Annotated in this window: 21 protein-coding genes and 1 pseudogene; 9 read left to right on the top strand and 13 right to left on the bottom strand. The window is 71.6% G+C overall.

Going from position 1 to position 26,249, the window contains the following annotated elements:
- Positions 1-1,026: a Strvi_7410 family MBL fold metallo-hydrolase gene (locus IE153_RS08855; RefSeq protein ID WP_189589164.1), complete on the bottom strand. Its 1,026-nt coding sequence runs from the start codon at positions 1,024-1,026 to the stop codon at positions 1-3.
- A 158-nt stretch (positions 1,027-1,184) separates the two neighbouring features.
- On the opposite strand from IE153_RS08855, the gene IE153_RS08860 reads away from it, so the two are divergent.
- Together IE153_RS08860 and IE153_RS08865 are read left to right on the top strand one after the other, a co-directional pair.
- The gene (locus IE153_RS08860; protein ID WP_189589165.1) at positions 1,185-2,636 is read left to right on the top strand and encodes an aldehyde dehydrogenase; all 1,452 of its coding nucleotides are present in this window, start codon (positions 1,185-1,187) and stop codon (positions 2,634-2,636) included.
- Positions 2,637-2,638: 2 nt separating this feature from the next.
- On the top strand, positions 2,639-2,872 hold the full coding sequence (locus IE153_RS08865) for a ferredoxin (RefSeq protein WP_189589166.1): 234 nt from the start codon (positions 2,639-2,641) through the stop codon (positions 2,870-2,872).
- 294 nt (positions 2,873-3,166) lie between these two features.
- On the opposite strand, the gene IE153_RS08870 is transcribed toward IE153_RS08865, so the two are convergent.
- Positions 3,167-3,826 (bottom strand): TetR family transcriptional regulator, encoded by a 660-nt coding sequence (locus IE153_RS08870; protein ID WP_189589167.1) that lies wholly within the window; start codon positions 3,824-3,826, stop codon positions 3,167-3,169.
- 211 nt (positions 3,827-4,037) lie between these two features.
- Between IE153_RS08870 and IE153_RS08875 the strand changes: the two genes are divergently transcribed.
- Genes IE153_RS08875 through IE153_RS08885 form a run of 3 tightly spaced genes read left to right on the top strand, consistent with a single transcriptional unit; the run spans position 4,038 to position 7,326 of the window.
- The gene (locus IE153_RS08875; protein WP_189589168.1) at positions 4,038-5,516 is read left to right on the top strand and encodes a glycosyltransferase family 4 protein; all 1,479 of its coding nucleotides are present in this window, start codon (positions 4,038-4,040) and stop codon (positions 5,514-5,516) included.
- Positions 5,510-6,259, top strand: a complete 750-nt coding sequence (locus IE153_RS08880) for a class I SAM-dependent methyltransferase (RefSeq protein WP_031103643.1) — start codon at positions 5,510-5,512, stop codon at positions 6,257-6,259. The genes IE153_RS08875 and IE153_RS08880 overlap by 7 nt, the downstream gene beginning before the upstream one ends.
- Complete coding sequence (locus IE153_RS08885) at positions 6,256-7,326, top strand: prenyltransferase/squalene oxidase repeat-containing protein (RefSeq protein ID WP_189589169.1); 1,071 nt, start codon at positions 6,256-6,258, stop codon at positions 7,324-7,326. The genes IE153_RS08880 and IE153_RS08885 overlap by 4 nt, the downstream gene beginning before the upstream one ends.
- A 99-nt stretch (positions 7,327-7,425) precedes the next feature.
- On the opposite strand, the gene IE153_RS08890 is transcribed toward IE153_RS08885, so the two are convergent.
- Positions 7,426-7,719 (bottom strand): hypothetical protein, encoded by a 294-nt coding sequence (locus tag IE153_RS08890; RefSeq protein ID WP_030837127.1) that lies wholly within the window; start codon positions 7,717-7,719, stop codon positions 7,426-7,428.
- A 184-nt stretch (positions 7,720-7,903) separates the two neighbouring features.
- Here IE153_RS08890 and IE153_RS08895 point away from each other — a divergent pair, with 184 nt between their 5' ends.
- The 3 genes from IE153_RS08895 to IE153_RS08905 are packed head-to-tail and all read left to right on the top strand — an operon-like array spanning position 7,904 to position 11,449.
- Positions 7,904-9,151 (top strand): hypothetical protein, encoded by a 1,248-nt coding sequence (locus IE153_RS08895; protein WP_435811902.1) that lies wholly within the window; start codon positions 7,904-7,906, stop codon positions 9,149-9,151.
- Positions 9,148-10,713, top strand: a complete 1,566-nt coding sequence (locus IE153_RS08900; RefSeq protein ID WP_189589170.1) for a vWA domain-containing protein — start codon at positions 9,148-9,150, stop codon at positions 10,711-10,713. Before IE153_RS08895 ends, IE153_RS08900 begins: the two co-directional genes overlap by 4 nt.
- On the top strand, positions 10,700-11,449 hold the full coding sequence (locus IE153_RS08905; protein WP_189589171.1) for a hypothetical protein: 750 nt from the start codon (positions 10,700-10,702) through the stop codon (positions 11,447-11,449). Before IE153_RS08900 ends, IE153_RS08905 begins: the two co-directional genes overlap by 14 nt.
- A gap of 7 nt (positions 11,450-11,456) precedes the next feature.
- Here the strand turns inward: IE153_RS08905 and IE153_RS08910 are convergent, their stop codons facing one another.
- From IE153_RS08910 to IE153_RS08935, 6 genes are all read right to left on the bottom strand, one after another.
- Positions 11,457-12,470 carry an LLM class F420-dependent oxidoreductase gene (locus tag IE153_RS08910; protein WP_189589172.1) on the bottom strand — a complete coding sequence of 338 codons (1,014 nt, stop codon included), beginning with the start codon at positions 12,468-12,470 and terminating at the stop codon, positions 11,457-11,459.
- Between the two features lie 96 nt (positions 12,471-12,566).
- Entirely contained in the window at positions 12,567-13,397 is an 831-nt protein-coding gene (locus tag IE153_RS08915) for a DUF5336 domain-containing protein (protein ID WP_189589173.1), read from the bottom strand.
- Between the two features lie 158 nt (positions 13,398-13,555).
- Entirely contained in the window at positions 13,556-14,503 is a 948-nt protein-coding gene (locus tag IE153_RS08920; RefSeq protein ID WP_189589174.1) for an N-acetylmuramoyl-L-alanine amidase, read from the bottom strand.
- A gap of 62 nt (positions 14,504-14,565) precedes the next feature.
- Positions 14,566-14,853 (bottom strand): hypothetical protein, encoded by a 288-nt coding sequence (locus IE153_RS08925; RefSeq protein ID WP_189589175.1) that lies wholly within the window; start codon positions 14,851-14,853, stop codon positions 14,566-14,568.
- A gap of 121 nt (positions 14,854-14,974) precedes the next feature.
- The gene (locus IE153_RS08930) at positions 14,975-15,625 is read right to left on the bottom strand and encodes a class I SAM-dependent methyltransferase (protein WP_189589176.1); all 651 of its coding nucleotides are present in this window, start codon (positions 15,623-15,625) and stop codon (positions 14,975-14,977) included.
- Between the two features lie 101 nt (positions 15,626-15,726).
- Positions 15,727-17,466, bottom strand: coding sequence for an MFS transporter (locus tag IE153_RS08935; RefSeq protein ID WP_189589177.1), 1,740 nt, complete (start codon positions 17,464-17,466; stop codon positions 15,727-15,729).
- 227 nt (positions 17,467-17,693) lie between these two features.
- Here IE153_RS08935 and IE153_RS08940 point away from each other — a divergent pair, with 227 nt between their 5' ends.
- Positions 17,694-19,151, top strand: a complete 1,458-nt coding sequence (locus IE153_RS08940) for an MFS transporter (RefSeq protein WP_229828924.1) — start codon at positions 17,694-17,696, stop codon at positions 19,149-19,151.
- Positions 19,152-19,779: 628 nt separating this feature from the next.
- Here IE153_RS08940 and IE153_RS08945 read toward each other — a convergent pair.
- From IE153_RS08945 to IE153_RS08960, 4 genes and pseudogenes are all read right to left on the bottom strand, one after another.
- Positions 19,780-22,804 (bottom strand): annotated as a pseudogene (locus IE153_RS08945) (RHS repeat-associated core domain-containing protein).
- Between the two features lie 44 nt (positions 22,805-22,848).
- Positions 22,849-23,421 (bottom strand): response regulator, encoded by a 573-nt coding sequence (locus IE153_RS08950; protein ID WP_229828952.1) that lies wholly within the window; start codon positions 23,419-23,421, stop codon positions 22,849-22,851.
- A 41-nt stretch (positions 23,422-23,462) separates the two neighbouring features.
- Positions 23,463-24,677 (bottom strand): hypothetical protein, encoded by a 1,215-nt coding sequence (locus IE153_RS08955; protein ID WP_189589179.1) that lies wholly within the window; start codon positions 24,675-24,677, stop codon positions 23,463-23,465.
- Positions 24,678-24,729: 52 nt separating this feature from the next.
- Entirely contained in the window at positions 24,730-26,139 is a 1,410-nt protein-coding gene (locus IE153_RS08960; RefSeq protein ID WP_438817909.1) for a sensor histidine kinase, read from the bottom strand.
- Positions 26,140-26,249 lie beyond the last annotated feature (110 nt).

Below are 26,249 nucleotides of genomic sequence, written 5' to 3' on the forward strand. Positions count from 1 at the left end.
TCACACCGCCACGTACGTCACCGGCTCGCTCCCCGGTACCGCCTCCGCCCGGCCCAGCTTCACCAGTCGCCGCAGATGCGCCTCGGCCTCCGAGACGGCGATGGTGCGGGAGCCGTACGGGATCTCGGACCAGGGGCGGTTCCACTCCATGCGCTCGGCGAGCTGCCAGGGGGTGAGGGGCCCGGCGAGCAGGGCCAGCAGGTCGGTCAGGCGGGACTCGTGGTGGGTGAGCAACTCCCTTACACGGGCCGCGGCGTCGGAGAACGGGTGCTGGTGGGCCGGGAGGACCTCGGCGGGGGCCAGTCGGCCGACGCGTTCGAGGGAGTCGAGGTAGTCGCCCAGGGGATCGGTGACCGTGGTGTCCTCGGGATCCTCGTAGAGGCCGATGTGCGGGGTGATCTCGGGCAGCAGGTGGTCACCGGAGAACAGGCGTCCCCGGCCCGGGAGTCGGGCCGGATGGTCCTCCTCCAGGTGGAGGCAGACATGGCCCGGAGTGTGCCCCGGGGTCCAGATCGCGCGCAGCCGGCGGCCGGGCAGCGCCAGGAGCTCGCCGGGGACGATGTCGCGGTCGGGCAGGGCGGGGGAGAGGCCGGGCAGCGTGCGGCTGCGGGGCTGCCGCAGGGGCGCGATGTGCTCCTCGGGGGCGCCGGCGGCGGTGAGCTTGGCCGCCATGTACGTGAACCAGCGCTCGGGACGGGCCTCGCGGGTCCGCCGTACGACCGCGGTGTCCGCCGCGTGCATCGCGATCCACGCGCCCGAGGCCTGACGGACCCGGCCGGAAAGCCCGTGGTGGTCGGGGTGGTGGTGGGTGATGACCACGCCGTGGATCTCGGCCGCCGAGGTGCCGCAGGCCGTGAGGCCCTGCGCGAGGGTGTCCCAGGACTCCGGGTCGTCCCAGCCGGTGTCGATCAGCACCGGGCCGCGGTCGGTGTCGACGACGTACACCAGCGTGTGGCCGAGCGGGTTGTCCGGGATCGGGACCCGGAGGGAGAGGACGCCTCCGCCGTGGTCGGTCACCTGTGTCATGGGCTCCCCTGTCGCCGACTCCCCGTCACTATAACTAGAACGGGTTCCAATGGGAGTCTCCCCGTGGTGCGCGGTCCGTGGACTCCTCGGGGCGGGGCTGGTATCAGTGGGCGTATCTGATGAACCGTCAGAGAACGCTCCCGGGGAGGCAGTCGGCCATGACCGAGCTCGTGGAACACGGACAGCTGTTCATCGGCGGGGAGTTGACCGACCCCCTGGGCCAGGACGTCATCGAGGTGATCTCGCCGCACACCGAGGAGGTCATCGGACGCGTCCCGCACGCCTCGACGGCGGATGTGGACCGGGCCGTGGCGGCGGCACGGCGGGCGTTCGACGAGGGGCCCTGGCCGCGCATGAGCCTCGACGAGCGGATCGAGGTCGTGGGCCGGATCAAGGACGCCATCACCGTCCGGCACGACGAGATCGCCCGCGTGATCTCCGCCCAGAACGGCTCGCCGTACTCCTGGAGCGTCCTCGCCCAGGCCCTCGGCGCGGTGATGGTCTGGGACTCGGCGATCGCGGTCGCCCGGAACTTCACCCACGAGGAGCGGCGCGACGGCGTCCTGGGCAGGATCCTGGTGCGGCGCGAGCCCGTCGGGGTCGTGGCCGCCGTGGTCCCCTGGAACGTCCCGCAGTTCGTCGCCGCCGCCAAGCTCGCCCCCGCGCTGCTCAGCGGCTGCACGGCCGTCCTCAAGCCCTCGCCCGAGTCCCCGCTCGACGCGTATCTGCTCGGCGAGATCGCCCGCGAGGCCGGGCTGCCGGAGGGCGTGCTGTCGATCCTGCCCGCCGACCGGGACGTCAGCGAGTACCTGGTCGGGCACCCCGGCATCGACAAGGTCTCCTTCACCGGGTCGGTCGCGGCAGGCAAGCGCGTGATGGAGGTGGCCGCCCGCAACCTCACTCGCGTGACCCTCGAACTCGGCGGCAAGTCCGCGGCCGTCGTCCTGCCCGACGCGGACCTCGAGACGGCCGTCGCGGGCATCGCCCCCGCCGCCTGGATGAACAACGGCCAGGCCTGCGTCGCCCAGACCCGCATCCTCCTGCCGCGCTCCCGCTACGACGAGTTCGCCCACGCCCTCGCCGCCGCCGCGGGCGCCCTGACGGTCGGCGACCCGCTGGACCCGGCCACCCAGGTCGGCCCGCTGGTCGCCCGTCGGCAGCAGCAGCGCAACCTCGACTACATCCGCATCGGGCAGGAGGAGGGCGCCAAGATCCTCACCGGCGGCGGACGCCCGGCCGGCCTCGACCACGGCTGGTACGTCGAACCGACCCTCTTCGGCGACGTCGACAACTCCATGCGCATCGCCCGCGAGGAGATCTTCGGCCCGGTGATCTGCCTGCTCCCCTACGACGACGAGTCCGACGCCGTGAAGATCGCCAACGACTCCGACTACGGGCTGAGCGGCAGCGTCTGGACCGCGGACGTCGAGCACGGCATCGACATCGCCCGCCAGGTCCGGACGGGTACGTACTCCGTCAACACCTTCAGCCTGGACATGCTGGGCCCCTTCGGCGGCTACAAGAACTCGGGCCTGGGGCGGGAGTTCGGGCCCGAGGGGTACGGTGAATACCTGGAGCACAAGATGATCCACCTCCCGGCGGACGCGTAGCGATGGGCGACCGCTGGCACGTCGAGGTCGACCGCTCCCTGTGCATCGGCTCCGCGCAGTGCCTCCACCACGCGCCGGGCGGCTTCCACCTGGACGCCGCCCGCCAGTCCCATCCCGCCGCTCCCGACATGGACGCGAACGAACGGGTGCTGGAGGCGGCGGAGAGCTGCCCCACGGAGGCGATCACGATCACGCTGGGGGACAGCGGGGAGGCGGTGTTCCCGCCCGAGGAGTAGAGCGCGGGCGAGCCCAGAAGTGCCCGGAAAATCATGGTTGAGGGGGTTTCATTCCCTCATGGGCGTTCTATCCTGGAAGTCGGCCTACGAGGCGAGTGAGGGAGTCCGACCGGAGTAGCCGACGTCGGCGGGAAGTGAAGTTAGGGCTTCCGCTGGTGCCGACTGCGACGGTAGGGCTGAGAGGCGTAAGGGAGCCGAGCCGAAACGCGGCACCCCGAGGCGACCCCCATCACCTGATCCGGACCATACCGGCGAAGGGAACCCGTCTCGTAGGTCCTTGCCGTGCCCGGGGATCTATGGGCCGGTCGGCGCCGTCAGGTCGATCAGGCGGCACACCGTCTCGATGTCGATCTTCACCTGGGCGATCGAGGCGCGGCCCGACAGCCAGGTGATCAGCGCCGAGTGCCAGGTGTGCTCGATGACCCGGACCGCCGACAGCTGCTCCGGGGTCGGGTTCTCCTGGCCCATCGCGTCCAGGATGATCGCCGTCGTCTGACGGGAGACCTGGTCGACCTCCGGGCTCACGCTGCGGTCGGCGAAGGTCAGCGCCCGGACCATCGCGTCGGCCAGGTGCGGCTCTCGCTGCAACGCCCGGAAGGCCCGCATCAGCGTCTCCGCGACCCGCTCGGCGGCCGTCGCGCCCTGCGGGGGCTTCTTCCGCAGCGTGCCGTGCATGTGCTCCAACTGGTCCTGCATGGTGGCGACCAGCAGGTGGATCTTGGAAGGGAAGTAGCGGTACAGCGTGCCGAGCGCCACCTGGGAGGACTCCGCGACCTCGCGCATCTGCACGGCGTCGAAGCCGCCCCGGCTGGCCAGCTGGGCACTCGCGTGCAGGATGCGGCGGCGGCGGGCCTCCTGCCGCTCCGTGAGGGGCGGGGAGGCGGGCACTGCCGCTCTGGCTTCCACCTTGGCCGGCTTGTTCACCTTGGCGCTCACCTTGGCTTCTGCGGGCATGGGTCGGTCCCGTTCCGTGACCGTCCGTGAGGACGAGTGATCACACAGCATGGCACGGCGCCGGTCGTGGCGTGAATCACCTGATCCACTGCTCACAGCACCCTTACCTGCCGGTAGATTCAGAGCCTCCGGACGATCAAGTCTGAAACTTGTTCTAGATTAGCGTCCCGGCGTAATCTCGCGGGACAGTGCAGGGAGAAGGGGGCCCAGAGTGACCGCTGAGGCCAGGGAGGCCGGGGCTCCTCAGGACCCCGCCGCCGACGGCTTGCGACCGCTCCACATCGCGCTCCTCACCTATAAAGGGAACCCGTTCTGCGGCGGGCAGGGCGTCTACGTCCGGCACCTCTCGCGCGAACTGGCCCGTCTCGGCCACCGGGTCGAGGTCATCGGTTCCCAGCCGTATCCCGTCCTCGACGAGGGCTACGACGGGCTGAGCCTCACCGAGCTGCCCAGCCTCGACCTGTACCGCCAGCCGGACCCCTTCCGCACACCGGGGCGCGGCGAGTACCGCGACTGGATCGACGCGCTGGAAGTCGCGACCATGTGGACGGGCGGCTTCCCGGAACCGCTGACGTTCTCGCTGCGCGCCCGCCGCCATCTGCGCGCCCGGCGCGGCGAGTTCGACGTCGTGCACGACAACCAGACCCTCGGCTACGGCCTGCTGGGCGACGTCGGCGCGCCCCTGGTGACGACCATCCACCACCCCATCACCGTCGACCGGCAGTTGGAGCTGGACGCCGCGGACGGCTGGAAGCGGCGCGCCTCGGTGCGGCGCTGGTACGCCTTCACGCGCATGCAGAAGCGCGTCGCACGCCGCCTGCCGTCCGTGCTCACCGTGTCCGGCACCTCGCAGCAGGAGATCGTCGACCACCTCGGCGTCCGGCGGGACCGCGTCCACGTGGTCCACATCGGCGCCGACACCGACCTGTTCTCGCCGGATCCGTCCGTGCCGGTCGTGCCGGGCCGCATCGTGACGACGTCCAGCGCGGACGTGCCGCTGAAGGGCCTGGTGCACCTCGTCGAGGCGCTGGCCAAGGTCCGGACCGAGCACCCCGGCGCCCATCTCGTCGTCGTCGGCAAGCGGCCCGCCGAAGGACCGGTCGCCCAGGCGATGGAGCGGTACGGCCTCGCCGGTGCCGTCGAGTTCGTCAAGGGCATCTCCGACGCGGAGCTCGTCGACCTCGTGCGCTCCGCCCAGGTCGCGTGCGTGCCGTCGCTCTACGAGGGCTTCTCGCTCCCGGCCGCCGAGGCCATGGCGACGGGCACGCCCCTGCTCGCCACGACCGGCGGCGCCATACCCGAGGTCGCCGGCCGCGACGGCGAGACGTGCCTGGCGGTACCGCCAGGCGACGCGGGCGCGCTGGCCACCGGCCTGGGCCGCCTGCTGGCCGACCCGGACCTGCGCGCCCGCCTCGGCGCGGCCGGGCGCGAACGGGTGCTGCGCCGCTTCACCTGGGCCAGGGCGGCGGAGGGCACGGTGGCCCGCTACCGCGAGGAGATCGACAGGGCCGGGACCGGCACCGTGCCGCGGACCTCCGGCCGTTCGGCCCCCTCGACGGGTGCCGTACCCACAGCCCTCACGGGCGCGGCGGGTGCTGTCCCCACGGCCCCCGCAGGCACGGCAGGTGCTGTCTCCGCAGCCCCGGCAGATGTAGAAGGCGTCAACTCCGAAAGCAGGGCCACGTGCTGACCGTCGACTTCTCCCGGTTCCCGCTCGCCCCGGGTGATCGAGTCCTGGATCTCGGCTGCGGTGCCGGGCGGCACGCCTTCGAGTGCTACCGGCGTGGCGCGCAGGTCGTGGCGCTGGACCAGAACGCCGAGGAGATCCGCGAGGTCGCGAAGTGGTTCGCGGCGATGAAGGAAGCCGGCGAGGCCCCCGAGGGCGCCACCGCCACGGCGATGGAGGGCGACGCCCTCGCGCTGCCCTTTCCCGACGAGTCCTTCGACGTCGTGATCATCTCCGAGGTGATGGAGCACATCCCGGACGACAAGGGCGTCCTCGCGGAGATGGTGCGGGTGCTGAAGCCCGGCGGGCGCATCGCCGTCACCGTCCCGCGCTACGGCCCCGAGAAGGTCTGCTGGAGCCTCTCCGACGCCTACCACGAGGTCGAGGGCGGCCACATCCGCATCTACAAGGCGGACGAACTGCTGGAGAAGATCCGCGAGGCCGGCCTGGAGCCCTACGGCACGCACCACGCCCACGCCCTGCACTCGCCCTACTGGTGGCTCAAGTGCGCGTTCGGCGTCGACAACGACAAGGCGCTGCCGGTGCGGGCGTACCACAAGCTGCTCGTCTGGGACATCATGAAGAAGCCGCTGGCCACCCGGGTCGCTGAGCAGGCGCTGAACCCGCTGATCGGCAAGAGCTTCGTGGCGTACGCGACCAAGCCGCACCTGCCGCGTCTGGCCGACACCGGGGCGGACGCCAAGTGACCACTCCCCGGACGGAACATCTGGTCCTGCCCGGGGTCCTCACCGCGGGGGAGGCCGCCGAGACCGTCGCCGGCATCCTCGCCGTGCAGCGCGAGGACGGTGCGATCCCGTGGTTCCGGGGGCACCACCTCGACCCGTGGGACCACGTCGAGGCGGCCATGGCCCTGGACACCGCCGGCGAGCACGAGGCCGCCGAGCGGGCCTACCTGTGGCTGGCCCGGCACCAGAACGAGGACGGCTCCTGGTACGCGGCCTACACCGACGGCGAGGCCGACGCGGTCACCGACCGGGGCCGGGAGACCAACTTCGTCGCCTACATAGCCGTGGGCGTCTGGCACCACCACCTCTCCACCGGCGACGACGCGTTCCTGGACCGGATGTGGCCTGCGGTGTACGCGGCGATGGAGTTCGTGCTGCGCCTCCAGCAACCCGGCGGGCAGATCGGCTGGCGCCGCGACGACGACGGCACGGAGACGACGGACGCCCTGCTGACCGGCAGCTCCTCCATCCACCACGCGCTGCGCTGCGCACTGGCCATCGCCGAGCAGCGGGAAGAGCCGCAACCGGACTGGGAGTTGGCGGCGGGCGCGCTGCGGCACGCCATACGCCACCACCCCGAGCGGTTCCTCGACAAGAACCGGTACTCGATGGACTGGTACTACCCGGTGCTCGGCGGCGCGCTGACCGGCGCGGAGGCCAAGGCCCGGATCGAGGAGGACTGGGACCGGTTCGTCGTCCCCGGGCTGGGGGTGCGCTGTGTCGTTCCCAACCCGTGGGTGACGGGGGGTGAGTCCGCGGAGCTGGCGCTCGCGTTGTGGGCGATGGGGGAGTCCGACCGGGCGTTGGAGATCCTGCAGTCGATCCAGCATCTGCGGGACGAGGACAGCGGGCTGTACTGGACCGGGTACGTGTTCGACGACGACGCGATCTGGCCGCGGGAGCTGACCACGTGGACCGCGGGGTCGTTGTTGCTGGCGGTGGCCGCGCTGGGTGGGCATGAGGCGACGTGCCAGGTGTTCGGTGGTGCGGAGTTGCCTGTCGGGCTCGAGTCGGAGTGCTGCGCCTGAGAACTCGGGTGGTTGTGATGGGTGTGCGGGCGCGGGTCGTGCGTGGCTTGTCGCGCAGTTCCCCGCGCCCCTAGGGGGCCGAGCCCCCTGACCGCGTTCTCAATGCCGGTGCGCGCGATTGGCTATCGCGTGGCCTATGAACAGGTACACCACCGCTGCGAGGCCGTAGCCGCAGACCACTCGGGCCCATGCCTCGTCGAACGTGAACAGGTCGTGCGACCAGCCGGCGAGCCAGCGTGCCGCGTCGTGGATGAACTGGACGAACGAGTTGCCGGGGTTGGCGTCCAGCAGGTACATCAGGATCCAGAGACCCAGGATGAGGGCCATGATGTCGGCCACGACCGCGACGATCGTGCCGGCCTGATTCGCACCGTTGCGATAACGAGGGGACATACTCTCCGGATTGCCCTTGAACTCTGAATGAAACCCGGCTCGTCGAGCCGCGTCCCCAGGCCTCCTCCGCGGGCTTCCCCGTGCCGCCAACCCACGTTCCCCGAAGGGCAGTTCGGGGTACACCCGCATCACCGACGATCCTGGCCCGGCCACTCGGGGAGGACGCCGGTGTCACGGGGGGAGCATGCAGGTGCCCGCGAACAGACCCGCCGCCGAAGAGCCGCGGCTGACCGTCACCAGACCCCCGCGCCGACGTCTGCGCAGAGCGCTGGCGTCGGCGCTGCCCGTCCCGGTCGTCGGGCTGGCCCTGCTCGTGGCCTCCGGGAACCTGCTGCTGCCGCTGCGGGAAGTGGTCACCATCGAGGCCAAGATGGCCTCGAAGAGGGACTTCTTCCAGGACCCCGTCGTCGAGCGGCTGCTGATGAAGCACGGCTTCCGCGTGCACATCACCAACATGGGCTCGCGTGAGATCGCCAAGCAGGACTACGAGGGATACGACGTCGTCTTCCCCTCCGGCCAGCCGGCCGCCGACCTGATCAGCCGGGAGCGCGCCCGGGCGAACCGTCCGGTGCTGCTGTACCGCCCGTTCGTCAGCCCCATCGTGCTGGCCACCTACCGGGACTACGCCGAGGTGCTCACGGCGGAAGGCGTCGCGAAGCGCCTGCCGGGTCCGGCGGGCAGGCCGATGTACTACACCCTCGACATGCGGAAGTTCATCGACCTGGCCCGGGGCGAACGGGCGGGCGCCCGGCGCGACCCCGACAACGGCTACCGCTGGGACGAGATCGACCGCGACGACCGCGTCCGCAACGGCAACAAGATCCTCGCCCAGACCTCCGACATCTGCGAAGCCAACTCCGCCGGCACCTACCTCGGACTCGTGGCCTTCGTCGAGCACGGGAACGACGCGCCGGACAACGAGGCCGAGGCGGAGCAACTCGCCCGGAAGATCAAGCCGCTCCTCGTCGAACAGGGCCTGCCGTCGTCCGAGCGGGCCGAAACGTATCTGTCACCCGACGGGCAGAGCATCGCCCCGGTGACGGTGATCTACGAGCACCAGTTCCTCGCCCACCAGATCGGGCGCCAGGCCGACGAGGGCGCGACCGACGACGAGCGCGTCCTGCTCTACCCGTCCACCCGCTTCGTCACCGAACCCCAGCTCGTCGCGCTGACCGGCGAGGGCGCCCGGCTCGGCGAACTGGTCACCAAGGACCCCGAACTCCAGCACCGGGCCATGGAGTTGGGCTTCCGTGCCCGCAACGCCACCGGCGGCGCGACCGGCGACGAACTCGCCCGGTTCCTCACCGAGCGGCACATCCCGGTGCCCACCACCTCCTCCGACGACACCCGGGCGGTGCTGCCCAGCCTGCCCCTGCTGGAGAGGATGATCGAGATCGTCGGCGACTGCCAGGACCGGGCGGACAGCCGGTGAGGCGCGGCTGGGGTCTGCCGGCGCTCTGCCTGGCGCTCGTCGCGAGCCTCCTCACCGCCTGCTCGGGCGACGGAGACGGCGACACGGTCCGGCTGCGCGTGCTCGCCGGCCCCGACCTCGCCGTACTCGCGCCGCTGCTGGACGAGTTGAAGGACGAAACCGGTGTCGACCTGCGTCTGGACCACCGGGCCGACGCCGAGACCAGGGCCCCGGACCGCGGCCGGTACGACCTCGCCTGGCTGTCCTCCGACAGCTATCTGCGTCTCACCGACAAGAACGCGGTCCGGGGGCTGCAGCGCACGCCCACCATGACGTCCCCCGTCGTCGTCGGCCTGAAGCCGGACGTGGCGCGGCGGCTGCGTGCCCAGGTGCCCGGCTCCCGGCTCAGCTGGGCCGACATCGCCGACGCCGCCGCCACCGGCACCGTCCGCTTCGGCATGGCCGACCCCGGGCACGCCGGCAGCGGACTGGCCGCCCTCGTCGGCGTCGCCACCGCCGCGGCCGGCACCGGAGCCGCGCTGCGCCCCGAGGACGTCTCCTGCGACCGGCTGCGCGGCTTCCGCTCCGGCCAGACCCTCACCGCCGACACCGGCCCCGCCCTCGTCGATTCCTACGCCGGCCACCAGGACGAGGCGAACGCCCTCATCACCTACGAGTCCGATCTGCTCGCCCTCAACGCCGGCGGCCGCCTCGACGACCGCCTGGAGATCGTCCGTCCCGAGGACGGCACGGTCCTGGCGGACTTTCCGCTGCTCCTGCTGAACCCGGCCCGGCGCACCGCGTACGACAAGGTCACGCAGTGGCTGCGGCGCGACTCGGTGCAGCGGCAGATCATGCGGCACACGCTGCGCCGTCCCGTGAACACGACGGTCACCCGGGAGGCCCGGCTGCGCGAACCGGTGGGCAACGCCCTCTACTTCCCCGACCGGCCCGTCGTCCTGCGCACCCTGTTGGCGGACTACGGCGACCCCGACCGGCGCACCACCAGCCAGGTGGTCTTCCTGCTCGACTTCTCCGGCTCGATGCGCGGCGCCCGGATGGCCGCCCTGCGCGAGGCCTTCGCCGGGCTCAGCGGCGCGGACTCCACCGCCTCCGGCAAGTTCGCCCGCTTCCACCGCGGCGAGCGGCTCACCGTCGTCCGGTTCGGCGGCCGGGTGCTGGGGGAGAGGACCGTCACCGTCACCGGCCCGAAGGACCTGACGGCCCTCGCCGACACCGTCGCCCGGGGCGGCTACGGCGACGCCACCGCCGTATGGTCCGCCCTCGACCACGGCTACCGCACCGCCGCCCGCGCACTGGCCGCCGACCCCGACCGCTCCGTCTCGCTCGTCCTGATGACCGACGGCGAGAACAACGCGGGCCTGCCCTATGCGGAGTTCGTGCGCCGCCACCGGGCGCTGCCCGCCGCCGTGCGCGGCGCCGTCCACACCTACCCCGTCCACTTCGGCGACGCCGACGCCGGCGAGCTGCGGCGCGCGGCGGCGACCACGGGCGGACGGATGGTGGAGGCCGCCGACTCGTCCCTTTCCGAGGCTTTCAAGGAGATCCGTGGCTGTCACTGACGCACTGTGGTGGAGCCTGTGGTGGCCGTGGATGACGGTCTGGCTGGCGACGGCCGCCGGCGCGGTGGTGCTCGCGGTGGTGCTGGTGCGCCACGCCCGGGAACGGCGCAGGAACCTGCGGCGCTGGCAGTCGGCGTACAGCATCTGCCTGTACCTGGACGAGCAGGCGGTGATGGACCTGTACGAGCTCGGCAACTACCGGTCCGCGCTGGAGGAGGCCGTCGAGCTGCGGACGAAGGTCGACACGAGTGTCGGCTTCTGGAGCCGGGTGCTGACGTTCCTGTTCAAGTTCCGGCTGAAGCGGGACGTCAGCCAGGAGACGTTCCGCAAGTTCGTGCGCAAGGACAAGCCGATCAACGTGATCGGCGTGGTCATGGAGGCCTTCGACCGGGCCGACGCCATCGTGCACGCCGACCTGACCACGCTGACGGTCGTCCCGAACCGCAACCTCGCCGCCAACCTGGCGGACGGCCGTGCGGTGACCCTGAGCCGCATCGGCGAATTCGTCTCCGTCAAAGGGGTGTTCACCCGCGTGCCGGACGCGGCGGAGGGATTCGTCCTGCGGGCCGAGTACGGCGCCGGACAACCCCCGGTGTACATGCGCGTCGTGGCCCCCGGGGACGCGCGCCGCTCCATCCCGGCCGGCTCCTTCACGGCCCGCTGCCTCGGCAAGATGACCGGCTGGCGCGAGGACACCCGCGAGGTGACGCTGGAGGCGATCGCGATCTTCTGGTGACGGCAGCTCACCGGGAGTTGAGCTCGGCGAGCACCCGCAGGGTCTGCGGGTCGGGCGCGAGGGCCAGGAGATCCGTCACCGGCCCCTTTCGCCACGCCTCCAGCCGCTCCGCGATGCGTTCACGCGGCCCGACCAGGGAGATCTCGTCGGCGAAGGCGTCGGGGACGGCGAGCACGGCCTCCTCCCGGCGGCCGTCGAGGAACAGCCCCTGGATCCGGCGGGCTTCCTCCTCGTAGCCCATGCGCGCCATCAGGTCGGCGTGGAAGTTGCGGGCCGCGTGGCCCATGCCGCCGATGTAGAAGCCGAGCATCGCCTTGACCGGCAGCAGCCCCTCGGCGACGTCGTCGCACACCCGGACCTGTGTCATCGGCGCCACCATGAACCCCTCGGGCAGCTCCGCGAGGGCCGGGCCGTAGACCTCCGGCCGGGTCGGCGACCAGTACAGCGGCAGCCAGCCGTCGGCGATCCGGGTCGTCTGGGCGACGTTCTTCGGGCCCTCGGCGCCCAGCAGGACGGGCAGATCGGCGCGCAGCGGGTGGGTGATCGGCTTGAGGGGCTTGCCGAGGCCCGTGGCGTCCGGGCCGCGGTAGGGGTGGGAGTGGAAGCGGCCGGCCAGTTCGACGGGGGCCTCACGGCGCAGCACCTGCCGTACGACGTCGACGTACTCGCGGGTGGCGGTGAGCGGTGAGGCGGGGAACGGGCGGCCGTACCAGCCCTCGACGACCTGCGGGCCGGAGAGACCGAGGCCCAGCAGCACGCGGCCGCCGGAGAGGTGGTCCAGGGTGAGGGCGTGCATCGCGGTCGTGGCCGGGGAGCGGGCCGCCATCTGCGCGACCGCCGTGCCGAGCCGGATGCGGGAGGTGTGCGCCGCGATCCAGGTGAGCGGGGTGAACGCGTCCGAGCCCCAGGACTCCGCCGTCCAGACCGAGTCGTAGCCGAGCCGTTCGGCCTCCTGCGCGAGGCGCACATGGTCGGGGGAGGGGCCGCGGCCCCAGTAGCCGAGCGCGAGACCGAGCCGCATACCTGGCTCCTGACGGTGTGTCAGTTGACGGGCAGCCGACTGTACGGCAACGGCCCCCCACCCGGAAGGGCGAGGGGCCGTGCGTGGGCGTGGGGCTCAGCCGCGCTGGATGCCCGACGTGTCCTGGAGGACACCGCGGCGGCCGTCCTGCGTCTGGGCGACCAGGGCCGCTCCGCGCTGCTCGACCGCCAGGTACCAGGTACCCGGGGCGAGTTCGGCGATCGGCGTCGGCGAACCGTCCTCCGCGAACAGCGGCCGCGGCACCGGCACCGCGAACCAGAACGGGGAGAAGTCCCCGGCCGGCGGCTGCGGGGCCTGTGCCTGCGCCTGCTGGGGCTGCGGCTGACCGCCGTACGGCTGCCCCGGCTGCGGCTGACCGTAGCCACCGGGCTGCTGCGCGCCCGGGTAGCCGTAACCACCGGGGGGCTGGGCGCCGTAGGGCTGCGGGGCGGCCGGGCGGGGAGCCGGGAGGAGGGCGGCCTTGAGGGCCGGGACGAGCGGGGTGGTGATCGCGGCGGCGGCCATCAGCAGCGTGGCGATGAGGGCGAGGATCATGCCGATGCCGGGGCTCGGGAGGAAGTCGCTGTTGGTCCCCTCGATGTTGTCGTAGCCGCCGGTCACGTCGAAGATGTTGCCGAGCGCGCTCCACGCGGCGAACACCGTGAAGGCGGCACCGAACTGGCCCAGCTCGATCCCCGCGACCTTGGGGGCCTGCGGCAGGCCCCGGGAGACGACGACCAGCGCGGCGCCGATGATCCCGGCCAGCACGACGCTGAACACGACCGGGCCGCTGCCCCACAGCATGGGGAGGTCGACGCTGTCGGGGACATTGTCGAACGAGTAGAGGTCGAGGAACGACGCGATCAACAGCAATACCGCTGCTCCGATCACCACGCCGTCGCCCCGAGTGAGGGAGCGGATATTCACTTCAGGTCCTTCGTAAGTCGTCTCATCGTCGGTAGAGGCGTCGCTGTCACCATGCCGCCGTCCGGACTCGGTGTGAAGCGCGGGGGTGGCCCCTCATCGTAAGGAGGACCCTATCGTCCGCCAGGTCAGGGTGTCCGCCGGGATCTGCCGGTCCACACCTACCCGCGCAGGAAACTCACGATTCCCTCAGAGATCCCTTGCGCAGCCTTCTGTCGCCACGCGCCGCTGGTGAGCAACGCCGCGTCCTTGCTATCGCGCATGTTGCCGCACTCGATGAACACCTTGGGAACCGTTGACAGATTGAGACCGCCCAGGTCCTTACGCGTGACGAGTCCGCCGCCGTCGCCGATGTAGTTGGAGGGCGCGCTGCCGGTGACGGCCACGAAGCGGCCCGCGACGCGCTCGCCGAGATCGCGGGAGGGGCCGACGATCGCCCGGGTGTCCGCGGCGCCAGCGTGCACCGCGCCGGGCAGGATCACATGGAAGCCGCGGTTGCCGGCGCCCGAGCCGTCCGCGTGGATCGAGACCACGGCGTCCGCCTTCGCCTGGTTGCCGATCCGGGCCCGCTCGTCCACGCACGGCCCGAACGGCCGGTCGCCGTCCTGCGTCAGCTTCACCGTGGCGCCCTGCTCCTGAAGGAGCGTGCGCATCCGGTGCGCGACGTCCAGTGTGAACTTCGCCTCGGTGTAACCGTCGTTGGTGGACGTGCCCGTGGTGTCGCACTCCTTCGCGTTCGTCCCGATGTTCACCTGGCGGTTGATCTCGGAGGCGTGCTGGAAGTTGCCCGGGTTGTGCCCCGGGTCGATGACGACGACCTTGCCCTTGAGCGGGCCGGAGGCGGCGGGCGCGGAGGCCGAGGGCGTGGCCGTGGGTTTCGGTGAGGCGCTCGGCTCCTTGGCGTCGTCGGAGGGCGCGCTCGACGCGGCGGGCGAGGAGGACCGCACGCTCGCCTGTCCCGAACCCCCGTCGTCCCCCGAGCCGCCCACCGTCTCGTACACCAGCCAGCCGAGCAGCGCCCCCGGCACCAGCGCGGCGAGCGCGACGGTCAGGGGGCCGCGACGGCGGCGGGGCTGGGGAGGTTCGAAGTCCGGGCCTACGTACGACACGCCAGCCACCCTAGCGGCCGTGAGCGGGGGCGGCGGCCCGAGGACGGCCCGACGGGTGGCGGCTACGCCCCGTTCCCGCCGCCGTCCCCGTGCCGTACCGCCTCCTTCACCCGCGCCTCCACCTCCTGGCGCGGTGTGCCCTCCTGCTTCGCGTACCCGGTCACCGCCGCCTGGACGTCCCGGGCGAGATCGCGCCAGGCGCGCCAGGCCGTCTCCCAGGTGGTGGTCTGCTGGTCGCTCCACTTGGTCTGGGTGGGCGGCCCGTACGCGTCCTGGAGGTGACGCACGCGGGTGTACGCCTCGTCCGCCGCGCGCTGCTTCTCCACGAGCTCTTCGAAGGTGTGTGCCACGCGCCCGGATCCTTGGGCAGTGGCTCCCGCCCGCCGACTCGCCACGCCGCCCGTGGGCCGACCGGGAAGGGGTGTCGGGGGTGCGGTTCACCCGCCCAGCCGCCCGGCGCGTGCCGGTGCGTCAGATGCCCGGGCCCGTGCGCCGCAGGACCCGCAGCGAGTCCGTCACCGAGACCTCGGTGAACGCGCCGGAGGCGAGCGCCCGCAGGTAGATCCGGTAGGGAGCCTGGCCGGTGAACTCGTCCTGCGGGTCGGGGAAGACGTCGTGGATGAGCAGCAGCCCGCCCTCGGCGACGTGCGGCGCCCAGCCCTCGTAGTCGGCCGTGGCGTGCTCGTCGGTGTGGCCGCCGTCGATGAAGACGAACCCCAGCGGCGTCCGCCAGAACGCGGCGATCCGCGGGGAGCGCCCGACCAGCGCCACCACGTGCTCCTCCAGGCCCGCCCGGTGCAGCGTGCGGCGGAACGTGGGCAGCGTGTCCATCAGGCCGATCTCGGGGTCGACCGTCTCAGGGTCGTGGTACTCCCAGCCCGGCTGCTGCTCCTCGCTGCCGCGGTGGTGGTCGACGGTGAGCGCGCTGACCCCGGCCTCGCGGGCCGCGTCGGCGAGCAGGATCGTGGACCGGCCGCAGTACGTGCCGACCTCCAGCAGCGGCAGTCCGAGCCGCCCGGCCTCCACGGCCGCCGCGTACAGCGCCAGGCCCTCGCCGGCGGGCATGAACCCCTTCGCCGCCTCGAACGCGGCCAGGATCTCGGGCTTCGGCGCCGCGGGCATGGGGTTCCTCTCGGTCGTACTACGGTCGGGGCGCCATCGTGCCCTACCCCCTGCCGCGGGGCGACAGGGGGTACCGGTGAGTAACGGGGGCGGGCGGCGGGTCAGGCGGGGACCGTCTCGCCCGGCAGCGACAGGTCCAGGTCGACCGGGCGCTCGTCGCCCGCGTGGGTCGCGGACGAGGCGAGCGGGCCGTGGCCCGTGGCCCGGGCGGCCACGACGTAGGAGCCCCGGTCGGGGACGGTGAGCGCGTAGCTGCCGTCCTCGGCGGAGAGCGTCGCCCCGGCCTGGCGGCCACGGCGGTCGATCAGCGTGACCTTGGCGCGGGCGACCGGGGAGCCGTCGGCGCCCAGCACCCGGCCGCGGAAGCCGCGCAGCACCTGCTCGGCGCGCTCCAGCGCCGCGTCCTCCTCGCTGCTGGCCCGCAACTGCGGCTTGTTCGAGGGCCGTCGGCCCGGCAGGAACAGCGCCAGGAGCAGACCCACGGCCACCGCGCCCGTCGCGATCAGGAACGAGACCCGGAAGCCGTGCATGGTCGGGATCTCGACGCCGCCGACGTTGTTCGCGGTGTTCGCCAGCACCATGCCGATCACGGCGCTCGACACCGACGTGCCGATGGAGCGCATCAGGGTGTTGAGGCCGTTGGCCGCGCCCGTCTCCGACGCCGGGACCGCACCCACGATCAGGGCGGGCAGCGAGGAGTAGGCCAGGCCGATGCCCGCGCCCAGCAGGACCGAGATGACCAGGCTCTGCCAGGCGGCGCTCATCAGGCCGAGGCCGGCGCCGTAGCCGATCGCGATGATCAGCAGGCCGAGGATCAGGGTGACCTTGGGGCCGTACTTCGCGGACAGCCGGGCGTAGACGGGCGCCGTGAACATCATCGTCAGGCCGAGCGGCGCGACGAGCAGCCCCGCGACGACCATCGACTGGCCGAGGCCGTAGCCGGTGGACTTCGGCAGCTGGAGCAGCTGGGGCAGGACCAGGGAGACGACGTAGAAGGAGACGCCGACCATGATCGAGGCGAGGTTGGTGAAGAGGACGGCCGGGCGGGCCGTGGTGCGCAGGTCGACCAGCGGGGCCTTCACGCGCAGCTCCATCACGCCCCACAGCACGAGCACGACCGCCGAGGCGGCGAACAGGCCGATCGTGGTGCCGGAGGCCCAGCCCCAGTCGCTGCCCTTGGTGATGGGCAGCAGGAACAGGACGAGCCCGGCGGACAGGCCGATCGCGCCCGGCAGGTCGAAGGTGCCCTCGGCGCGCATCGGGGACTCCGGCACGACGAGGAGGGTGAGGGCGATCGCGAGCAGGCCGAGGCCGGCGGCGCCGTAGTAGAGGGTGTGCCAGTCGCTGTGCTGGGCGACCAGGGCGGCGGCGGGCAGGGCGAGGCCGCCGCCGACGCCTATGGAGGAGCTCATCAGGGCCATCGCCGAGCCGAGCTTCTCGCGGGGCAGCATGTCGCGCATCAGGCCGATGCCGAGCGGGATCGCGCCCATCGCGAAGCCCTGGAGCGTACGACCGGTGATCATGAGCAGCAGATCGCTGGTGAGCGCGCTGACCAGGGCGCCCACGACCATCACGGCCAGGCTCAGGATCAGCATGCGGCGCTTGCCGTAGAGGTCGCCCAGGCGGCCCATGATCGGGGTGGCCACCGCGCCCGAGAGGAGGGTCGAGGTGAGGACCCACGTGGCGTTGCTGGGGGCGGTGTCCAGCAGTCGCGGCAGATCCTTGATCACCGGAACGAGCAGGGTCTGCATCACCGCGACAACGATGCCCGCGAAGGCGAGCACCGGGACCACGGCCCCGCTCGCTCTGCCGGCGGGGCGGTCTGTCGTCGTCTGCGTCATTGAGGAGGGCCTCCAGGCCGGGGATCGTCGGGGTACATGGGACCTGAACCTCGTACGTCCAGGCAACTATTCCGTTGCTTTGGCACCCTAATGAAAACTTGACCTTTCCTTGGTCTTGCCGGGGGATTGCGGGGGCATTCGCGGTGGTTTGCCGGAGTCCTAGGTCCCGGGACCGAGAACCGGGCCCGGCGAAATCCCGATGCAAGGGGCGCAAGGCGGTTGAGAGCATGACACCCATGCTCGAATCCGCCGATGCCGCCCCCGCCCGCATATCCCGCCTGTCCGCCCGGCTGCGTCCGCGCGGAGCGCCGCCGATGTGGCTCGTCGTGGCGCTCACCTGCGCCGGTCAGTTCCTCGTCGTCCTGGACGTCTCCGTCGTCAACGTGGCGCTGCCGTCGATGCGGACCGGGCTGGGACTCGGCGAGCAGGGGCTGCAGTGGGTGGTGAACGCCTACGCCATCGCCTTCGCCGGGTTCATGCTGCTCGGCGGACGCGCCGGGGACCTCTACGGCCGCAAGCGGATGTTCCTCGTCGGGCTCGGCCTGTTCACCCTGGCCTCGGCGGCCGGCGGGCTGGCACAGGACGACTGGCAGCTGCTGGTTGCGCGGGCCGTGCAGGGGCTCGGCGCGGCGGTGCTGGCGCCCTCGACGCTGACGATCCTCACAGCGTCGGTGCCGGAGGGCGCCGCCCGGGCCCGCGCCATCGGGACCTGGACCGCGGTCGGGGCCGGCGGCGGCGCGGCGGGCGGTCTGGTCGGCGGGCTGCTGGTGGAGACACTGTCCTGGCGCTGGGTGCTGCTCATCAACGTGCCCGTCGGCGCCGTGGTGCTGTGCGCCGCGGCCTGGTTCCTCACCGAGGGCCGGGCCGGGGACGGCCGCCGCCTCGACCTGCCGGGCGCGCTGCTCGTGACGGCCGGCCTCGGCGCGCTGGCCTACGGCATCTCCCAGACGGAGGCGGCGGGCTGGACGGCACCGGCCACCCTGCTGCCGCTGCTCGCCGGGCTGGTGCTGCTCGGGGCGTTCCTGGCCGTCGAGGCCCGCACGGCGAGCCCGCTGATGCCGCTCGGCCTGCTGCGCGTCCGCGCGGTCTCCTCGGCCAACGTCTCGATGTTCCTGTGCGGTTCGGCGATGTTCTGCATGTGGTTCTTCATGACCCTCTACGCGCAGAACGTCCTCGGCTACACCCCGATCGAGGCCGGCCTGGCCCTGGTCCCGAGCTCGCTCGCCGTCATCCTCGGTTCCAAGCTCGCACCCCGCCTGATGCGGCCCGTCGGCCCGCGCAACGTCGCCGCGCTGGGCACCCTCGTCGCCGTGGCCGGCTTCGCCTGGCAGTCCACGATGACCGCCGACGGCTCCTACGCCACGGCGATCCTCTTCCCCGGCGTCCTCATGATGCTCGGCGCGGGCCTGGCGGCGACCCCCCTCGCCTCCCTGGCCACCTCCGGGGCGGCCCCCGAGGAGGCGGGCCTGGTCTCCGGCCTCGTCAACACGTCCCGCACGATGGGCGGTTCCCTGGGGCTGGCGGTCCTGTCCACCCTGGCGGCGTCCGAATCGGCGGGCAGCACGACCCCGCAGGCCCTGACGGAGGGCTACGCCCTCGCGTTCCGGGTGGGCGCCGGGGTGCTGGCGGCCGGAGTGGTGCTGATGTGGGTGTGGCTGCCGCGGCGGGCGGCCCAGGTGCCGTGAGGGGTGCCGGGGCGGGTGACCCGGGTGCCGTGGTCGGCCTCTGTGCCTTTCGTCGAGCGAGTCGGGGGCTTCCGGGTTGGTGGAAGGTTCCGTCGCGGAGCATGGCGAAACAGGACGCTGATGCGGTGGCGGGCGAGGTGGGGGACATTTTCGGTGGTGGTGCCGCTTTCGTCGGCGAGCGCGACGGCGGAGCCGGTCGCGCCGGTGAGGTGGCAGTACGACGTGCCCCCGGTTGCCGATTGAACGTCGACGGCATCGGTCCCGGCCCCTTCCGGAGCCGGGACCGATGCCGGATGAAGCACGCGCGAAAGGCGCGCACTCATGACGGGCCTCTGTTGTTCGTCGTCGACCCGAAGGCGATGCACAGGAACGTCGTGATCTTCGCCGTGGCTGTGAGCCACGGAGCGAAAGGAGCTTCAGCCCTCTTGTCGTCCACCTCGGCGAGGATCACGCCCCCGGTACCTTCGAGCCTTCCCTTCTATTTTCCTCGGCCTCGCATGAGGCTCACGGCGAAGAAGATGACTCCGATCACCACAAGGACGCCGAAGGCAATACCGAGCCACGGCGGGCCGTCAGGCCCTCCGCCGGGGGCCGCCAGTTCCACTGCAAGCATCTCTCGCCCTCTCTGTTACCAGGTCTTCTTTATCTTGGCCGAGCACCCCGGCTTGCCACTGAACGAAGTGCTGGCTCCGGCCGCTGTCTCGCCCTGCGTACTGGCCGATGCGCGGTAGTGGCCCGCTGAGCACTCCGCCTCGCCCGTCCAACCGGCGGAGGCGTCACTGGCGCTCGCTTCGTACCCCCCGCTCACTCCCGGGGTGCCCGCCCCCGCGGAGAGGCTGGGATGGATCGCGCCGTCGTCATTGACGCTGACGCCACCCCCGAGGCACGCCCCAAAAGCACACACCTCGAGATTCAGGCCTTGAGACGCCAGGCCGCTGGGGTCGATGCGGTTGACCGGGTCGCCTTCGGCGTAGAGGTAGGGGTTCTTCTCCTGGCCTGAGGGGTCAGGGCTGGTGAAGCGGCCGATGTTGGGATCGTAGTAGCGGGCCTGGAAGTGGTACAGCCCGGTCGGGTCCTGGAAGCCGCCGGCGAACCGGTACGGCTGGGGGGCCTTCTCGGTGGTGGTGCCACGCTCGACGCCGCGGGGGCTGTAGGCGTAGGTGTTCACCTTGGTGCCGGTCCCGTCGGCGAGCGCGACGACGGAGCCGATCGCGTCGGTGAGGTAGTAGTACGACTTGCCCCCCGGTCGTCATGGAGTTCAAGGTGCCCCCGGGCTCCCGGTTGAATCCCATGTCGACTCCGGCCGTGGTCTTGGCCGAGAGGCCGAGCGGGCCGTTGTGGAAGAAGGTGTCGCCGAGCTTGATGCGTTCGCTCTGGTCGGTGGAGCCGTACTGGCCGGCGTAGGTCTTGCCGGCGACGGTGAGCGAGGTCAGCTGACTGTAGTCGGACCAGGTCTCCCCGGTCCGGGTGCCCTCGGGTGTGGAGGCGCCGGCGGTCTCGTTACCGATCTTGTCGTAGGACCAGTTGGCGGTGGAGCCGTTCTTGGCGGTGATCTGCTGGGCGTCGTTGATGGTGTAGGTGGTGCCGCGGGGGCAGCCGGGGTCGACGCCCTGGCTGGTGAGGTTGCCGGCCTGGTCGTAGCAGTACTGCCAGGAGGAGTTGAGCGGGGTGCCCTTTTCCTCCTTGGCGTAGGAGAAGCGGCCTGCGCTGTCGTAGGTGTAGGTGGTCTTGAGCCCGGCGACGGCGTCGGTGCGGGTGCGGATCTTTTTGCCGTCCGTACCGGCGTTGGAGTAGGAGTAGGCGAGGTCGACCAGGGTGCCCTTGGGTGAGGTCGCCTTGATCTTCTCCGGTCGGCTCGACTCGTCTGGAGTGACCTCCTGGACCGTGCCGCCAGGGTAGGTCGTCGTGGTGCGGAAGTCGTTGGCGTTGTACTTGTACGTGGTGGTCTTGCCGGTCGGGTCCTTCAGCTCGGAGAGCTTGTTGACTTCGTTCCAGGTGTAGTCCGTGACGCCGGCCGGGTCCTCGTAGGTGTCGACGTTACCTGCCGGGGTGTAGGTGAGTTTGGTCTGCGAGCCGTTCTGCAGGGTGCGGACCGTCTCCCTGGACAGCGGGTCGAACTCGTACGTGGTCACGCCGGTGCTGTCGTCGCGCTGTCTGAGGTTGCCGTCGCCGTCGTAGTGGTAGCGCACCGTGGCGTTGGTGGAGGACACCAGGACGACGCGGTCACGCTTGTCGTACTGGTACACCGTCTTGATGCCGCGCCCGTCGGTGACCGTTTCGGGACGGCCCTGCGCGTCGTAGGTGTAGGTGGTGGCGCCGAGCGGGGCGGGCGGGGTCACCTTGGACAGATTGCCCTTGGCGTCGTAAGTGAACGACGTGGAAACCGACTTGGTCGTCGTCAGGGTCGTGGTGGCCTTGCAGATCTGGCCTTCGAAGCCGCCGCAGGTCGGCGTGGCCGCGTTGTAGTCGAAGGTCCGCTTGCCGCCGCCGGTGCCCGTGACCGCGACGGACTTGGTGTTGCCCGCGGTGTCATAGGTGTAGTCGGTCTTCTCGCCGTCGGCACTGGTCAGCGTGGCGGGCAGGTCCGCACCGGAGATGGTCTGATACCCGGTCAGTGATGCGGTGGCCCCGCTGGGCAGTTTCGCTGAGGTGAGGTTGTTGCGGGTGTCCCAGCCGTAGTCGGTGACGTTTCCGGCGGCGCCGCCGACGCCCATGGCGTCCTCGGCGGTGTCGACGTTGTGATTGGGATCGAACGTCCGCTTGCGGGTGTGATTGAGGGCGTCGACGACCTTGGTGACGCCGCCGTCGGCGTTGTGCTCGTACTTCGTTGCGTGCTGCTCGGGGTCGGTGACCGTCGTGGTCCCTGCCGCGGAGGGGTCGGTGTTCGAGTAGGCGTAGGTGTAGGTGGGGCCGGTGTGGCCGGAGCCGTTGAAGTCGGTGGCCCGCAGCATGGACCGCACGCGGTTCTGGTCGTCGTAGGTGAAGACCGTGACGCGCCCCTCGGGCGTCGTGATCTTCGTCAGGCGCCGGGAGGAGTCGTAGCCGAAGAGGGTCGCCTTGCCCTCGGTGTCCGTGGTCCTCGTCAGGTTGCCGGCCGCGTCGAGGTCGAAGACGGCGGTGCGGCCGGTGTGGTCCTTGGCCTGCCATTGGCTCGCGTCGGTCTTGACCAGGTCGATCCAGCGCCCGGAGCGGGTCTCGGTGAGCTTGAAGCCCCTGTGCTCGGTTCCGTCGTCGTGCTGTTCGACGGTGATGGCGCCCTTGTTCTTGTCCGTGACCTTGGTCAGGGTGCCGTGCTCGTCGTAGGTGTCCTTCGAGCCGGACTTGCGGTCGGTCAGTGTGTAGGTGCCGTCGGCGTTCTTCTTCAGGTCCTTCGAGTAGCCCTTGGGCGTGGTGTAGCTGCCGTCGGCGTTCTTGGTGAAGCGGACGGTCGCGCCGGTGGCGTCGTAGAGGACGACTTCATCGGTGAAGAGATGCAGGTAGCGCTCGTACTCCTGCCACCACCGCTGGGACACCTTGCCCCAGGGCGCGTCGAAGGAGTTGTACGTCCGCGCCAGACGCAGCTTCTGACCCACGCCGGCGATCTCGAAGTCGGTGGCAGCCAGCATCAGATTGCCGGTCGAGAGGTTGATGCGGGCCACCAGTGAGTCGGTGATCCGGAACTACAATCGCCCTCCCCGGCCGCACGGGTCGCGCAGGCCTACAGCCAGCCCTGGTGGCGGGCCTCGCGCAGGGCCTCCATGCGGTTGCGGGTGCCCGTCTTGCCGATCGCGGAGGACAGGTAGTTGCGGACCGTGGACTCCGACAGGTGGAGTCGGGCGGCGATGTCGGCGACCGTCGCGCCGTCCGCGGAGGCCTTGAGCACGTCGCTCTCGCGGGTCGTGAGGGGGTTGGGGCCCGCGCTGAGGGCGGCGGTGGCCAGGGCGGGGTCGACGACCGTCTCGCCTGCCAGGACCCGGCGGATGGCGGCGGCGAGTTCCTCCACGGGGCCGTCCTTGACCAGGAAGCCGGTGGCACCCGCCTCCATGGCGCGGCGCAGGTAGCCGGGGCGGCCGAACGTCGTGAGGATCAGCACCCGGCAGCCGGGGACCCGCACGCGCAGGTCGGCGGCGGCGTCCAGACCGCTCCTGCCCGGGAGTTCGATGTCGAGGAGGGCGACGTCCGGGCGGTGGGCGAGGGCCGCGTCCAGGATCGCGTCGCCCGCGGCCACCTGAGCGACGACCTCGATGTCGTCCTCCATCCCCAGCAGCAGCGCGAGCGCGCCGCGCATCATGCCCTGGTCCTCCGCGAGCAGGACGCGGATGGGCCGCCCGGTCACGGGCCCGGGTCGGGTCGGGGGGTGTCCAACAACGAGGTCAGCGTCCGGATGAAGGACGACGCCGAGTGGTCCGCGTGGTCGCGGATGCGCGCCGCGACGGTCCCGGCGCCGCCGCCCTCCAGGAGCCGTACGAGCCGGTCGAGATCCTGCCCGTGCCCCTCCTCGGTGGTCAGGTAGAAGTCCGTCGCGTCGTACGCCATGTGGAAGACGTGCTTCTTCACATCGCTCAGCGTCAGGTAGTCGTCGTGCGTCTTGGGTGTCGGCTCGGGCGCGCCCACGCACACCGCCGGGGTGCCGGCGCCCCAGGAGTTGACCGCCAGGTGGTAGGTGTCCGTGACGACCAGCCGGTAGCGGGGCAGGACCCCGACCAGGTCGCCGACGGTGGGGTTCCCCGGGCGGGCCGCGATGTGGCGCACCGGGTCGGGGACCTCCCGGTCGAACCAGGGCAGCCACTCCAGTGGGACGCCCAGGCGGTCGGACAGGCCCTGGCAGAAGCCGGGCAGCCAGTCGGGGATCGGCGTCCGGGCCCCCAGGAAGACGCCGATCGCACCGCCGTCGGGGACCGACCGGGACCACTCGGTGACCGGGAGGTGGTCGAGGTCGCCGGGGCGGGAGAGCAGCGCCGCGTCCGAACCGAAGTGGTCGGTTGTACGGTCCCGGCGCAGATGCGCGATCTTCGCCGCCGAGAGCGGGTCCCGCACCCACATCCGGTGGCTGCGGGTCACCAGGCGCGAGAACAGCGGGCCGTACTCCTTGTCCTCGTAGTCGGACTGCGTGTTGTGCAGGATCGTGCCGCCGTAGCTGACGGTCCGCGCGAGGACCTCGTCCGGCTGGTCCGCGAACAGCAGGGCGCGGTTCAGCTGTGCTCGGGCGTCGTCCCGGTCCGTGGCGAAGCCGAAGTCGAGCAGGCGGTTCGTCGCGTCCTGCGCCAGGTAGTGCCGTGTGTGCAGGAAGTCGCCCCAGAAGACGACCGCGTCGTGGTCCCGGAGCGTGTCGAGGTGCTCGGCCAGCGGGTGGAAGCGGAACGGGAACTCGATGCCCCGCGCACCGTCGCGCAGCGGCACCATCTCCGGCGTGTGCAGCGTGTACCAAGTGGCGTCGAAGCCGGTGTCCATCCGCCGCCGCAGGGACTCGAACGCCAGGTCCACGGTCAGCATGCCCGTGTTGCGGTACCCGATGTTCGGCGCGGTGATGACGGCGACGCGTCCCATGTGCTCCCGTTCCCCCGGCCGTTGCCGGTGCTCGACGTGTAGGTCGCGCGGATCACCGGCCAACGTACACGTCCGCGTCGCTGCGAAAACGTCCCGCCCCCGCAGGCCGGGCGTCCTCCGCGTCGAGCGGAAGCTCCGCCGTCACGCCGAAGCCGCCTGCCGTTCGCGCTGCCGCCGTCAGCGAGCCGCCCGCCGCCGCGAGGCGCTCCGTCAGCCCGGTGAGACCCGTGCCGGTGGAGGGGGCCGGACCCGTGCCGTCGGGGCGGGTCACACCCGTGCCGTCGAGGTCGGCCGCTCCCGTGCCGTCGAGGTCGGTCACACCCGTGCCGCCGCTGGAGACCCCCGCGTGCCCGGCGACCACCCCGCCCCCGCCCCCGTCGTCGGAGACCGTCAGCCGCACCCGTTCCCCGCAGCCCGACAGGGTGATCTCGCAGCGCTCCGCCCCGCTGTGCCGTACGACGTTGGTGACCGCCTCCCGGACCACCCAGCCCAGCAGCGCCTCCGTCTGCGGTCCGAGCGGCGGGCCGGAGCGGCTCACGACGAGGGTGACGCCCGCGGCCGTCAGGACCGAGTGCGCCCGGTCGAGTTCCGTGGCGAGGCTGCCCTGCCGGTAGCCGGTCACGGCCTCCCGGATCTCCGTCAGCGCCTGCCGGCCCACGGCCTCGATGTCCGTGATCTGGGCCAGTGCGGCGTCCAGGTCACGGCCGGCCAGCCGCCGGGCCGCCTCCGACTTCACCACGATCACCGACATCGTGTGCCCGAGCAGGTCGTGCAGGTCGCGGGAGAAGCGCAGCCGCTCCTTCTCGACCGCCCGGTGGGCCAGCTCCTCACGGGCGGCGCGCAGCTCCCGCACCGCCTCGGAGAGGCGCATGATCGCGGCCGTCACCATCGTCGAGATCCAGGTGGCGTACGCGATGTCGAGCCCGCCCCAGCCGTCGTGGAAGCAGGCCACCGCACCCGCCAGCACCGCCACGGCCGTACCGGCGGGCCGCAGGTGCGACAGCCGCAGGGCCGCGCCGGTCGCGAGGCCGAGCAGCGGGAAGAACAGCAGCCAGGTGTCGCCGTACCCGGCGGCCAGCGCGCAGGTCACGACCGCCAGCAGGGCGAGTGCGACCTGGGTGGACCGGGCCTCGCGCTTGTGCTTGTCGAACGAGCGGAACGCCACGTAGATGTAGAGGCTGTTGAAGGCCAGCAGCCCCAGGCCGCCGATCCACGGGTTGGCCGTGCGGCCCTGGAAGAGGTTGGAGAACGCGCCCATGCCCATCAGCAGCCACGGCAGCAGGGCGAATCCGGTGGGCGGCGGGCCGGCCACCGCGTCGGGACCGCCCGCCTCCCGGGCCGCCCGCCACTCGGCCTTCAGCCGTCCCTTGTTCGCCCGGTAGTGGCGCTGGTGCTCCCGGGCCTCGCGGACGTCCGACCGCACCGCCTCGAACCGGCACCTGACCTTGTCCCTCCAGGACACGTTTCCGCCCTCCGTCCCCACTGCGCCGACCGGGGACACGGCCCCCGGACCCTGCGTGGTCATGGCAGCGACGTTACGGACCGGGCCGGGCCGGCGGCAGAGGCGGTTGT

The sequence above is a fragment of the Streptomyces massasporeus genome (assembly GCF_014648995.1).
Lineage (GTDB): Bacteria > Actinomycetota > Actinomycetes > Streptomycetales > Streptomycetaceae > Streptomyces > Streptomyces massasporeus.

Coding starts and splice junctions, on each gene's coding strand:
- IE153_RS08940 (WP_229828924.1), top strand. CDS start 17,694: ATGACACCCATGCTCGAATCCGCCGATGCCGCCCCCGCCCGCATATCC.
- IE153_RS08860 (WP_189589165.1), top strand. CDS start 1,185: ATGACCGAGCTCGTGGAACACGGACAGCTGTTCATCGGCGGGGAGTTG.
- IE153_RS08950 (WP_229828952.1), bottom strand. CDS start 23,421: ATGATGCGCGGCGCGCTCGCGCTGCTGCTGGGGATGGAGGACGACATC.
- IE153_RS08910 (WP_189589172.1), bottom strand. CDS start 12,470: ATGCGGCTCGGTCTCGCGCTCGGCTACTGGGGCCGCGGCCCCTCCCCC.
- IE153_RS08855 (WP_189589164.1), bottom strand. CDS start 1,026: ATGACACAGGTGACCGACCACGGCGGAGGCGTCCTCTCCCTCCGGGTC.
- IE153_RS08895 (WP_435811902.1), top strand. CDS start 7,904: ATGCAGGTGCCCGCGAACAGACCCGCCGCCGAAGAGCCGCGGCTGACC.
- IE153_RS08955 (WP_189589179.1), bottom strand. CDS start 24,677: ATGGGACGCGTCGCCGTCATCACCGCGCCGAACATCGGGTACCGCAAC.
- IE153_RS08935 (WP_189589177.1), bottom strand. CDS start 17,466: ATGACGCAGACGACGACAGACCGCCCCGCCGGCAGAGCGAGCGGGGCC.
- IE153_RS08930 (WP_189589176.1), bottom strand. CDS start 15,625: ATGCCCGCGGCGCCGAAGCCCGAGATCCTGGCCGCGTTCGAGGCGGCG.
- IE153_RS08865 (WP_189589166.1), top strand. CDS start 2,639: ATGGGCGACCGCTGGCACGTCGAGGTCGACCGCTCCCTGTGCATCGGC.
- IE153_RS08890 (WP_030837127.1), bottom strand. CDS start 7,719: ATGTCCCCTCGTTATCGCAACGGTGCGAATCAGGCCGGCACGATCGTC.
- IE153_RS08870 (WP_189589167.1), bottom strand. CDS start 3,826: ATGCCCGCAGAAGCCAAGGTGAGCGCCAAGGTGAACAAGCCGGCCAAG.